This is a genomic window from Candidatus Omnitrophota bacterium, assembly GCA_028693815.1.
In the GTDB taxonomy this organism is placed as follows: domain Bacteria; phylum Omnitrophota; class Gorgyraeia; order Zapsychrales; family Aceulaceae; genus Aceula.
In genome coordinates this window covers 62482-74796 of record JAQUUP010000002.1, presented here as the reverse complement: position 1 = coordinate 74796, position 12315 = coordinate 62482, and the positions used below count along the sequence as shown (strand labels likewise).

Sequence of the window (12315 nt, the reverse complement as noted above, 5' to 3'; positions counted from 1 at the left end):
AATAACTTACATCATTTACAAAATATTATAGGAAATTTTAGCTAACATTGCATTATTTACGCCAAAACATTATAATTTATAACAATTTTGAAATAAATACAAAAAAACTTCTTCTAATTATAAATAACCATCAAAGCTGCAAAAGCTAACAAAATAATAAATATGACAAAAAAGAACGCGACCTTACGATTGGAATATCGAACTCTTCCCAAAAAACCATGTCCTGCGCGCTCAAGGCTCTGCCCGCAATGATGGCACAAAAGCGCATCATCATCAATGATCATCATTCCGCAATGTGGACAATCATATTCACCCATTAGTCCTCCTCGATTTTAATCCTCTGATAAATATATTAATAAGCCAAAAAATGAAAAAGAAATCTAAAAATTAATTCTTAACAAAACTTTGTTTTTTTAAATAAATCATCAAAATTGATATTGCCGCAGGCGTCACACCAGAAATGCGGTGCGCCTGGCCCAAAGTTTGCGGAGCAAAATGTTTTAACTTCTGCTGAATCTCAATAGACAATCCCGAAATAACCGAATAATCAAATCCCTCTGGAATCTTAATATATTCAAGATGTTTAAAACGCTCGATATCTTTCTGCTGTCTCGCAATAAAACCTTGATATTTTATTTCATACTCCACTTGATCAATAATTAATTTTGAACACTTCTTAAACTGATCATCAAACGATGCAATCATTTTATAAGAAATTCCTGGACGCTTTAGAATTTCGGCCAATCGTGTCGTGTTTCTCAGAGCGGCGCTATGATTTCGCGATAAAACTTTATTCATTTCTTCACCCGGATCAACACGTACTTGCCTTAAGTGTTCAATCTTTTTTGTAATCAAATCATACTTCTCATTTATAGAATCATAACGCTCTTTGTCAATAAGACCTAAACGATAAGCGTGCTCGCACATACGTTTATCGGCGTTATCCTCACGCACAATCAAACGATATTCAACCCGTGAAGTAAACATACGATACGGCTCTTCTGTTCCTTTAGTGACTAAATCATCAATTAAAACACCAATATACGATTCATCACGCCTGAGGATAAAAGGTTGCTGATTCTTAACTTTCAATGCCGCATTAATTCCAGCCACAAGCCCTTGAGCCGCAGCCTCCTCATATCCTGTGGTTCCATTAATTTGTCCAGCACAAAAAAGACCACTAATTCTTTTTGATTCAAGGGAAGCCTTTAACTCTGTAGATGAAATAACACCATGCTCGATAGAATATCCATAACGCACAATGCGTGCATTTTCAAGACCTTTAATTGAATGAACCATTTTTTCCTGCACATCCTCAGGCAAACCTGTAGAAATTCCATTAGGATAATACACATCTTCCTCGGCTCCTTCAGGCTCTAAAAAGATTTGATGCTTTTCTTTAGCTGAGAATTTAACCAATTTATCTTCGATCGAAGGACAATACCTCACACCTGTTGATTTTATCTTTCCAGAATACATCGGAGACAAATGAATATTATCTTTAATAATTTTATGTGTCTTTAAATTCGTAGCTGTAATATAACATGGTAAAAGTTTTTGTGTTTCTGGAATTTCTGATGTAGAAAAAGAAAACGGCATCGGAATCTCATCAGAATCTTGACGAACCATTTGAGAGAAATCAATGGTTTTTCCATCGAGACGAGGAGGCGTCCCTGTTTTAAAACTTAACAATTCGAAACCTAAACTCTTCAAACTATCAGCAAGCTTATCAGACGAAGACTCGTTAATACGCCCTGCAGATACAGTCTTTTTGCCGACATGAATCTTACCATTTAAAAATGTCCCCGGCGTTAAGACAAGTGTTTTCGCATAAATTTCTTGACCCGTTTCCAAGCGAACGCCACAAACAGAATTTTCTTTTGTTAAAATATCGAAAACTTTTCCCTCTAAAAAGAATAAATTCTTTTGACTACGGATCATATTTTGCATATACGCTCGATATTGTTTTCGATCAGACTGACATCGTGAAGAACGAACAGCCGGCCCTTTAGATGCATTAAGCTGGCGAAACTGAATGCCGGTTTTATCTGCCGCTTTTCCCATCTCTCCTCCGAGAGCATCAATTTCTTTGACCAGTTGTCCTTTGCCAACACCCCCGATAGCAGGATTACAACTCATCTGTCCAATCGTATCAAATGAAAGATTAATCATCAAAGTATCGCAACCCATCCGAGCGCAGACCAATGCTGCTTCAACGCCAGAATGGCCCGAACCTATGACAATGCAGTCATATGTTTTATTTGGTGCATTCATTTTTTATTTCTTTATTTTGTTTTTATTGTGATGTATGTATTGATTAAGGTCAGCGTAGCCAAAACAAGAACAATGATATTTAAATCTGTATACCGAAAACTCGTAAATGTAATGGCTAAAATGCCAATTAATGTTATCGTCCACAAAGCGTACATCATAATTATGATCAGTTTGCTCATTTTGCCTCCAAATATTTCTTAATTTTACTGCCTATAAGAATACCTTTTTCATGTTGTTTTGTCAACAGAGCCAAGGAAAAACTATAATTATTTCTTAGAGAAGTTTAAACTTTTGGAGATGTGCAAGATTCACGAATAATAAGCTCGGGATCAAGCAAGCTTTTAATAGGCGTATGCCTGCGGCCGCCAACGATAGAATTCAAATGACGGACAGCATCTTCTGCCATCTTAAATAACGGCTGACGCATTGTTGTAAGACCAACTGAACCATAGAGACCGTTTGGATTATCATCAAACCCAACAACCGACAAGTCTTCTGGGACTTTAAGCCCTTTTTCAATAGCCACATTAATAATTTCAAGCGCCATATCATCACTAGCGGCAAAGATAGCCGTCGGCTTCTCCTTTAAAGAAAGAAGATGTTCAAGACCTAGCCGAGCGCTTCTTCGAGAATAATCGCCTTCATAAATATAATCTTCATTAATAGCAATATTCTTTTTCTTTAAAGCATTCTTATAACCCTGAAGTCGATGCAATCCGCTTTGAGTTTGAAGACTTCCTGCAACAGTTGCAATCTTTTGATGACCAAGGCTCACAAGATATTCAATTGCGGATTGAGCGCCCTTAACATTATCAACCGCAATAAAGTTAATATCTAAATCCTCAACCATATTGTTAATGACCATGCAAGGAATGCCTTCGGCAAGGGTAGCTTCAATTTGTTTACGATTTTCAATAATATCAGCAAAGATAACACCACCAACATTATTAGTATTAAGCGGATTATATCCATTAGTAATATGAAAAATCAAATCAAGTTTTAAAGTTTCACAAGCATGTCCAATGCCTCGAATAATTTCGATTGCATAAAACGAATGAAAAATGCCAGGATATCCTGGCATAACAAGACCAACAGCAGTATTTAAGCCCTTCGCTAAACGCTGTGCGCTAACATTAGGCTTAAAGTTAAGGTGGGCAACCGCTTCTTCAACTTTGACACGATTTCTTTTAGAAACGGTTGAAACATTATTGATAACACGAGAAACCGTGGTAATTGAAACCCCTGCTCGTGCTGCAACATCTTCGATACTAATTGTTTTTTTAGTCACGGTAGCAATACTTTATTTAACAATATCTCCCGCCTTAAGCGGTACAGATATCTTGATGATATCCGCAGCAGAAATATCTTTTCGAACTTGAATAACTTCTAGCTCGCCGATGTATTCATCATCACGATACACAGTTAGCTGATCACCAATCTTAATGCCGGTCTCTTCACCAAGATCAATAATAACAAAATTATTATCATCATTCACACTAATAATTTCCCCAGACGACATCAAAACAAATGGAGCCTCTGAAGACTCTTCATTATTCGATGAGGAAGAACCATTAACAATAATTGGTGGCAACATAATTTCATTCTTATCATCTAAAAACGTATCTTTACGCAATCTTTCATCAATATTCATCTTAATATCCATGACTTCATCGATACGATCCTGAACAATAATTTCAGTTTCAGCCAGTCTTTTTTCAACTTTCGCCTTTTCCTCTTGAACTTTTGACACACTTTTTTCAAGTGCAATCTTAACGTTGCTAAGCTGTTTCACTTGTGCGCGCAACATCAAGTTTTCCTCTTTAATTGCTTCTAATCGTTCGTTAATATATTTCTTATCGTTCTTTTCGCGAACAAGAGCAATCGACAAGTTATCAATAATTTCATTATTATATGTTAATTTTCTTTCTGCTTCCTCTCGTGAATTGTTCAGATGTCCAATTTCAAGATCTAAATCAGAATTCTTTTTCCGGAGTTCTTCAATGTCTAAGGCACTTTGATCTAGCTCAGACTCGAGTTTACCGATTCGAATTTCAAGCTCTGTTCTTTCTTTTAAAATATTTGCCCAATGCTGCTCAGTGTCTTTTTCATTCATAGAGCCAACCTCAGGACCACGAACAACGACGGGCTCTCTTGTTGCAGCAGCAGCTTGTTGTTTTTGCACTACTTGCAATTTCGCAATCGCATCATCTCGCTCTCTTTGCACTGCTTGATAGCGAGAACGCCATTCTTCTTTTTCTTGAGTAGCCTCTTCAACGCGTGACTTTAGGTCTTCCATCCGACCAGAAAAAGCATCGATCTCATCTTCTAAATCTTTTTTCTGAGCTAAAAGTGCATCAGCTTTTCTTTTAAGCTCAGCCGACTCGTCTAAAGCCGCTTTATGTTTTTGCTCATAATCTGCTGCTTTTTTCTTATTCTCGACGACCTGTCCTTGCAACTGAGCATTTTCTTCTTCAAAAGCAGATTTCTGATTAAATGTCGACAGAGCGACAAAAACGCTTACGGCTAAAAGCAAACATAAAATAAAAATAACTTGTTTTGCTGCTTTGGACATAATTCCCCTCTTCGTATTAAAAGTTAGATAATATTAAAAATTACATTATAAGAACACTTATATTATTAATTGTAATATATCAAACTATTAAATAGAAAACAAGGGAAAGTATGTTTTTTTTATTCATCTTTAAATAAAAACTAAAAAATTAATTAAAAATAGATATAAAAAATAAAATGTTTCTGGTCTATTTCTATTCTTTTTTAAAATTAATGAGAGAAATTTTTATAGAAAATTTCTCTCACAAAATACAAAATAAAAAGGGGCAACATTTGTTGCCCCTTTTTTTAAATATTGTTTTCTAAAAACTTATTCGTATCGAATGTCATCTAAATAAAATGTACAATTCTCAGGATTAACGTCAACATTAGTTGACCAGGAAAAACCTCCGCTAACATATGAAAGGTCTTTTCCTCGCAAATCAATAGTGTACTGTTTCCATTCTGGCGTCAAAACGACAGGACCAATAAATGCTGTATCTGTGTCTGGATAATCTCCGGTAATGCCACCCATTTTGAACTCTTCGATGCGCTCCCCACCGTTTTCTCCTTTAGCCCAAAACGTTAATTTTGTTGCCCCGCTTAAATCAAAACCACCTTTTCGATTGCCCCAATTGTTAGCTGGATTTTGCCAATAAACACCAACCCACCGCTCACCTTGTCTTGAGCATTCAACATCATAATCCGCTCGAATACACGTTTTTTCAGAATGACAATTTTCTATCCATCGATCAGAAAATTCAATGCATGCCCCATCTGGCATAAAACCAGAGGGAACAAAATGATTGTCCCGAGATCCAATGTTGGTATAAATCGGAAACGGATTAAAAGAATTATTAGCCTGAGGTATTTGCGTTTCTTTTTCTGCTACAGGAGCGCCTGACTGACTACATCCGGCGACAACAACAAACATAAGCAGAAAAAGGACCTTGAGTATTTTGCTCATACGTCCCCTTTCAAAAAACTTTTTACATCTTTGCCATGGAATTTGCTTCGATTACTCTAAAACAATAATTACATTTCTTCAATTTCAAGAAGTCTTTGCTCTGCAGCTTCAGCCGGCTTCCAAAACCATCCTTGTGGATCCCAGCATTGTGCAAAATAATAATCTTTAATCAACTCATTAAACGCTGCTTTAGCCTCTTCAAGCATTCCGGCTTTTTTATAAGCTTCTCCCTGAATAAAAAGACAAGCGCCAACATCATTAAGAGCCCAATATGAAAAAATTTCTTCGTTTGTTTCCCATGGAAATTCTGTCAAAGAAGCCTGCATCTCCTTTGCTTTTTCCCCATACAATTTCATACATTTATTTGTATAGAACAAAACAGTTTCTAGATCATCGTTTGCATAGGCTTCCCAAGCTTTACCTGTAAGACCTGAAGACGTCGAATCGCTAAAATCTGCATCCAAGCCAGATTCGATTGCATCTAATTTTTCTTGCGCAGCTTCAGCCGGCTTCCAGAACCATCCACCATTATCCCAACATTGACCATAAGAAAAATTATCAATAATTTTTCGATATGCTTCTTTAGCCTCATCCATCATATTTGCTTTACGATAAGCTTCTGCTTGAACAAAAAGACATACTGCAACATCATTTAAAGCCCATTTCTTAAAAATCTCTTCCTTTGGACCTTCAACATAACCGCTTAACGATGCTTGCATTTTACTAGCTTGCGCCCCATAAAGCTCAACGCACTTATTTGTGTATGCCAAAACAGCTTCAATATCCCCTTTTGAAAGTGCATCCCAAGCCTTTGTTGCTAGTGTGACTGATCGATAATCACCATAATTATAGGCCGATGAAATCGCAGGGCTAACAAACCCAAGGCCCAGAACTAACAAGGCACAAATTAAAATTTTTCTCATAACTTATCCTCCCTTTTTACTTTATAGTTTAATATGACTATGCTCAACCAATTTAAATGAAGTATAGCATACTTTTTTCGGTTTTGCCGAAAATTTCATCAATTCCAGACACTTTTATAATAATCGTATGATTTACGCAAATGGCGCAAAAATGGGCTATTTTTGCCATCTCCTTGCCCTGTTAAGCCAAACCATTCTTCATACATATATCCATCTGGAAAAGGACCAATAGCCCCTGCCGTTTTATCATGAACCGATGGCTCATAATTCTTCCACCACTCATCTATCCATTGAAAAACAACTCCCCCAATAGCATTACCCGCGCCCTCTTTTGTTCCTGCTGAATTCAACATAATATCACTCCAAGCTCCTTGATGATAATCGGCTTGGGCTTGCTCTGCTTGTTCACGAGTTAAATGATTGGCATAAGCCGGACATCCATATTCGGTAATAAAAGCAGCCTTTCCAGAAGCACCAAAAACTTGCTCCCAAAAAGAACCAAATCCATAATCACCTCGATAAGCATTGGCAGCAAATGCATCAATTGATGGGCAATTTTCTGCAAAAATATCTAAATAAAGCGTATCTCCATTTGATATTGCAACCGGATGACTCCTATCAATGCTCTTAATCATTTGTGCAACTTCTTCAATAAACTCATAATACGCATACGGTTTTTTATCAGCGTTACAGCCTAAACCATAATTATTTTCATTACCTAAAAGCCACATTAAAACATATGGCTCATCTTTAAATTCTTCAACCATCTTGCGAACAGATGCCATCATATTCTTCTTATGTTCTGGATTTTCATAATCTGTTCCTTCAAACCATGTCGCGCCAGAACCCAGAGCATATTTTCCTAAAAAATCCCCCATAATCACCATAATGCCATAATCTTCATACATTTTTCGAAGAAGCTCTTTGTTAGGATTATAAGGTTGTTTGTACACACGAATCGTATTAACACCCATATCTTTCATAAGCTGAAAATCACCAACAACAGGCTCGTCTTCATCTTGTACATTATTTAAATTCTTATCCACCCAAGAATCGTATGGACCATCCGCGAGGCCATTATTATTAGTATCTTCTACGGCCCAATCAGCCAATGTCCCTTTATCAGGACTTTGCCCAACTTTCGTGGCTTGATAAGTAACCGCTTGAATCATAAATGGCTTATCATCAACAAGAAGTTGCCAATGTTCGGTCTCATCAGATTGAACAAGTCGAACTTTTGGCCCGCCAATTGTTTTCTTAATATCCTTAATTCGATATTTGTTCATCAGAGAAGGAAGAAATGATTTAATTCTTTCGATCATTTTATCCCAAAATGTTTTCTTTTGTAAAACTCCAGGCCAAGTCAAAACAACATCATTGGCGATATCATTATCAAATCCGTTAATAACTTGAATCTTTGCGCCCTCATATTTTAAATCTAACTCTGGATGTATTTTAATAATATGCCGAATTTTTGCAATAGCGGTTTGACCTGGATACCAAGGAGTGTTCCAATACGTTTTTCCTATGGAAGCTGGAAAATGAATTTGAATCGCACGATATGCTTTAAGCGCTTCATATATCATGCCAGCTTTTTCAAAAACAAGACCTAAATAAAAAAGCTTAACACCCTGTGGCTCAGATGCAGTCGCCCACTTATAAAAAGCTTTTTGAAGATCATCGGTTTGAACATAATCCCAATGACTTCTAGAAAGGGCACCCTCTTTTTGAAATTCTTGATACGTCGGATCCTTTAAAACACCACTGGTATTTGGATAAATTCCTTCGCCAATAGCTTTCATCAATCCGGCAGGATCATCCGCAACATACCGATATTCTTTTGTTCCAATATCCTCAAAATGACCATACTTCTCATAATCAATTACATCCTCAGTGCCAGGAAAAGCAATCGTTGGCATTGTTTCAGGACCACGATCAATTACAATTTCTTCTTTTTCTTGTTCTTTCCCTTCCAGCTTATCTAAACTTGCTTGACTTTTTTCAGCAACTGACCAATACCAACCTCTAGGATCCCAAGATTGCGCCCAAGAATATTCAGAAATTACTTGCCTAAAAAGATCCATTGCTTTTTCAGTCTCGCCTTTGTTCATCAAAGCTTCTGCGTAAATAAACAAGCATGTGGCTACACCATTAAGCACGCTATATTCTTCTTCCGTTCCTTTTAAAGGAAAAGTTTTCAATATCGCTTGCTGCTGTTTTGCCTCCTCTCTATACACTTGAATACATTCGGTGGCAAGTCGCTCAATTTCTTCAAAATTTCCACTCGAAGAAGCTTCCCATGCTTTTAAAACATAATCTTGAGAACTTACTATCTGCGCCAAACTATGCGTAGAAATTAAACAAAAAATAAAAAAAACGAATACTTGAAAAATGATAGACAAACGATTTGAAAATAATATTTTTTTCATCCGACAATTGCTCCTGACGATAGACCTTTTATAATATGTTTTTGCATAAAGAGATACACTAAAATAACAGGCGCAACCGTAATCGTCAAGCCTGCCATCAAAAGCGGATAATCTACACTATGCGTCCCTTGAAAAACCATCAAACCACGTTGCAAAGGCATAAGCGATTTATCATTTAAAAGCAACATGGCTAGAACGTACTCATTCCAAACATTGAGCGTGTTAAAAATAACAATAACAGCAATTGCTGGACGTGCCAAAGGCAAAGCCACGTGCAGCCATATGCCAAGCTTTGAGCATCCATCCATACGCGCAGCATCTTCTAAATCCGATGGCATTTTATCAAAAAACGTTTTGAGCAGATAAATGCTTAACGAAAGCCCGACGTTAATCATGCATAAAATATACCCAATACGCGTATTCGCCAAATGAAGTTTATTCATTAAAACATACAGCGGAACAAAGCTTCCAGGTAAGGGAATCATCATAGCAGCTAAAAACATATAAAAAAAGAAATTTTTTCCCGGAAATTTTAGCCGTGAAAATGCATAAGCTGCTAAAGATGAAACAAGAACAATGCCAAAGACAACACACACAGTATAAATAACGCTGTTCACAAAATACATTCCAAAGCCGCCTTTAGTCCAAGCTAAATAAAAATTTTGAAAATGAACAGAACTTGGAATAAGTCCTTTATCGACAAATATGGTCTGATTTGTCATTAACGCCGAACGAAACATCCAAAAAAGAGGAAACAAGCAAGTCATGGCCACAGCCATTAAAAATGTATGCGTAAAGATTGAACCAATAACTTTAATTGCCTTGTAACGATTAATAATCAAACTAAACCCTCTTTTTTATTATTGCTTAGCTTTCTTTGATATCTTATTGAGTATAAACGCACTCATCATTAAAATCAAACCAAAAACAATACCCTGCGCACAAGCATATCCAAAACGACTCGCCCCTGTCATCGAACTTAAAATGCGGGTAACCGGGACCTCTGTGTGATACACTAGTCCCTGACCAACCATCGAAAGCACCAAAACAAAAACCTGCATCGACCCTAAAATCGTCAGAATCATAACCATCACAAAAACTGGAATCATCATCGGAACTGTAATATTTTTAAACGTGCTGAATGCGCCTGCCCCATCAACATAAGCGGCTTCATAAAGCTGGCGGTCAATTGTTTGCAAACCTGCTAATAAAATAATAAAACCCCAACCAAATCCTTTCCAACTATGAACAACAGCAATACATGTCAAGGCTGTCTTAGGATCAGAAAGCCAATGATGAACAAGATGATTCAGATGAACCTTAGTTAAGAAATAATTCAAAAGACCAATCGGCTGACCAGATTGCATGCCAGAATTTAAAATCCATTGCCAAATTAAACCAACAACGATCTCAGACAAAACAGGTGGCAAATAAAAAACAACACGATAAAACTTGCGCATACGAATATCGCGATCACATGACAAAGCAAGGGCAAAAGCCAACATATTTTGAAGCGTTAATGCAATAAGCGTGATGTATCCTGCATGCCACATCGATGACCACCACACTTTGTCTTGCATAATTTCTTTAAAATTGCTTATGCCAATAAAATCACGTGTTAAACTAATTCCATTCCACTCATGCAAAGATAAGTTAAAAATCTCAAAAAATGGATAAATATAAAAAACCGCAAAAATCGCAAGCGCAGGAAAAATAAAAAAATAGTTTTCAGTAGCATCTTTAAACTTTAAAAATGAAAACTTATCAAACGTCTTATTTTTCATTGCCTCTTCATTCTCTTTTGAGCTTTTTCCATCTCGCGAACTTTCATCGCTTGAACAGCTTGGGCCACTTCTTCAGGCGTTTTTTCGCCAATAATAATTGACTGAATCCCTCTATCAAACGTCTCTTGAACCATCGCGTCCTCATTATACTTCCAAATAGAAGGATGCGTGGTTTTGTCCATTGCACTTGCAAATTGCGAAAGAATTTCTGGAATCGATGATAACGCATAACGATTAGCTGGTAAATTTTTTGTTTTTTTAGATAAAAAAGCCTGCTGCTCTTTAGCCGTAAGCCATTTTAGAAAATTAATAGCTTGCTGTTTATTCTTAGAGCTATCATTCACAACAAAAGAAGACCCTGCTCCACCCCAAATCTGCATCGGCCTTTCTTCGTTAACTACAGGCGGTAACATCACGCCATAATTTAAATTTTGATCCATCTCATTATAAACATTGACACACCAAGATCCATTAAAAGCAAATGCACTACGCCCTAAAGCAAAATCTTGCTCAGCATACTTATTACCTTTAGTTACAATACCCTGAGCCAAAGCATTATTTTCTCTTAAATCTTTAAATAATGTAAATACTTTAATCCAATCTTCGTCCGTATAAGGAACGTCCCCTTTGTATGTTGCCATCACTTTTTCTTCACCCATAATATTAAACGCATAGTTAGACGCAAAACAGTCAACCATCCAAGTTTCTCCCCATCCAGAAATAAGACCTTCAATTCCGATGCGGTTAAGCGCAGCAATATCTTCCATAAATTCTGTAAAAGTTTTTGGATATCGCTTAATGCCAGCTTTAGCAAGAAGATCTTTGTTGTATAGCATTTGGATATTCATAACATCAATCGGGACTCCATAAATACCTGAATTAACACTATAAACATTTCCTTCTTCAAAACGATTCGAATCTAGCGCTTTTGAAAAAATACTTTTTTCCCAAGCTCCACCATTGCCCTCAAAGTCTTTGGTTAAATCAGCCACAAATCCACTATTGATAAAAGAAGCGAGCTTCTTTTTGTCACCTAAAATGCCGTAAATGTCTGGTAATACACGTGCTTGCGCCGCAGCTATAATTTTTCTTGAATACGTCTCGGATGGAGCATATAGTTCAAACTTAACTTCAATACCTGTTTGTTCTTTATATTGTTGAGCAAGCTCTAGGAAGGTTTCTTGGCGATCAATCATCCAATGCCAAACATTAACAACATTTGCTTGGTTTCTCTGCGAACAGCCTGCTAAGAAAAAAGCAACACAAAAAAGAAATAAAAAAATTTTTCTCATTAAAATTTTTGCCTCTGCATTATTTAAGCAATCGTCAATTTAATGTGCAAATTAATTGAAATGGCAGTATAACATAGTGATTTTATTTTGTCAAAA

General features: G+C 36.7%; 11 protein-coding genes. All 11 read right to left on the bottom strand.

Features of this window, described 5'->3' with window-relative positions; all coding sequences use genetic code 11:
* Positions 1 to 113: 113 nt before the first annotated feature.
* The 11 genes from PHY73_01030 to PHY73_00980 all read right to left on the bottom strand — a co-directional run bounded on the left by PHY73_01030 (position 114) and on the right by PHY73_00980 (position 12219).
* Complete coding sequence (locus tag PHY73_01030; protein MDD3374292.1) at positions 114 to 317, bottom strand: zinc-ribbon domain-containing protein; 204 nt, start codon at positions 315 to 317, stop codon at positions 114 to 116.
* A 70-nt stretch (positions 318 to 387) separates the two neighbouring features.
* Entirely contained in the window at positions 388 to 2274 is a 1887-nt protein-coding gene (gene mnmG / locus PHY73_01025) for a tRNA uridine-5-carboxymethylaminomethyl(34) synthesis enzyme MnmG (GenBank protein MDD3374291.1), read from the bottom strand.
* A gap of 11 nt (positions 2275 to 2285) precedes the next feature.
* Positions 2286 to 2453, bottom strand: coding sequence for a hypothetical protein (locus PHY73_01020; GenBank protein ID MDD3374290.1), 168 nt, complete (start codon positions 2451 to 2453; stop codon positions 2286 to 2288).
* Positions 2454 to 2557: 104 nt separating this feature from the next.
* Entirely contained in the window at positions 2558 to 3562 is a 1005-nt protein-coding gene (locus PHY73_01015) for a LacI family DNA-binding transcriptional regulator (protein ID MDD3374289.1), read from the bottom strand.
* Positions 3563 to 3574: 12 nt separating this feature from the next.
* A complete protein-coding gene (locus tag PHY73_01010; protein ID MDD3374288.1) occupies positions 3575 to 4846 on the bottom strand; it encodes a hypothetical protein in 1272 nt (423 codons plus the stop codon).
* Positions 4847 to 5155: 309 nt separating this feature from the next.
* Entirely contained in the window at positions 5156 to 5791 is a 636-nt protein-coding gene (locus PHY73_01005; protein ID MDD3374287.1) for a hypothetical protein, read from the bottom strand.
* A 68-nt stretch (positions 5792 to 5859) separates the two neighbouring features.
* A complete protein-coding gene (locus tag PHY73_01000; GenBank protein MDD3374286.1) occupies positions 5860 to 6714 on the bottom strand; it encodes a tetratricopeptide repeat protein in 855 nt (284 codons plus the stop codon).
* Between the two features lie 98 nt (positions 6715 to 6812).
* Positions 6813 to 9143, bottom strand: coding sequence for a glycoside hydrolase family 2 TIM barrel-domain containing protein (locus PHY73_00995; GenBank protein ID MDD3374285.1), 2331 nt, complete (start codon positions 9141 to 9143; stop codon positions 6813 to 6815).
* Entirely contained in the window at positions 9140 to 9985 is an 846-nt protein-coding gene (locus tag PHY73_00990) for a carbohydrate ABC transporter permease (protein MDD3374284.1), read from the bottom strand. The genes PHY73_00995 and PHY73_00990 overlap by 4 nt, the downstream gene beginning before the upstream one ends.
* 18 nt (positions 9986 to 10003) lie before the next feature.
* Positions 10004 to 10927, bottom strand: coding sequence for a sugar ABC transporter permease (locus tag PHY73_00985; GenBank protein MDD3374283.1), 924 nt, complete (start codon positions 10925 to 10927; stop codon positions 10004 to 10006).
* Entirely contained in the window at positions 10924 to 12219 is a 1296-nt protein-coding gene (locus tag PHY73_00980; GenBank protein MDD3374282.1) for an extracellular solute-binding protein, read from the bottom strand. The genes PHY73_00985 and PHY73_00980 overlap by 4 nt, the downstream gene beginning before the upstream one ends.
* Positions 12220 to 12315: the final 96 nt, after the last annotated feature.

Coding starts and splice junctions, on each gene's coding strand:
- mnmG (MDD3374291.1), bottom strand. CDS start 2,274: ATGAATGCACCAAATAAAACATATGACTGCATTGTCATAGGTTCGGGC.
- PHY73_00995 (MDD3374285.1), bottom strand. CDS start 9,143: ATGAAAAAAATATTATTTTCAAATCGTTTGTCTATCATTTTTCAAGTA.
- PHY73_00980 (MDD3374282.1), bottom strand. CDS start 12,219: ATGAGAAAAATTTTTTTATTTCTTTTTTGTGTTGCTTTTTTCTTAGCA.
- PHY73_01005 (MDD3374287.1), bottom strand. CDS start 5,791: ATGAGCAAAATACTCAAGGTCCTTTTTCTGCTTATGTTTGTTGTTGTC.
- PHY73_01010 (MDD3374288.1), bottom strand. CDS start 4,846: ATGTCCAAAGCAGCAAAACAAGTTATTTTTATTTTATGTTTGCTTTTA.
- PHY73_01030 (MDD3374292.1), bottom strand. CDS start 317: ATGGGTGAATATGATTGTCCACATTGCGGAATGATGATCATTGATGAT.
- PHY73_01000 (MDD3374286.1), bottom strand. CDS start 6,714: ATGAGAAAAATTTTAATTTGTGCCTTGTTAGTTCTGGGCCTTGGGTTT.
- PHY73_01020 (MDD3374290.1), bottom strand. CDS start 2,453: ATGAGCAAACTGATCATAATTATGATGTACGCTTTGTGGACGATAACA.
- PHY73_00985 (MDD3374283.1), bottom strand. CDS start 10,927: ATGAAAAATAAGACGTTTGATAAGTTTTCATTTTTAAAGTTTAAAGAT.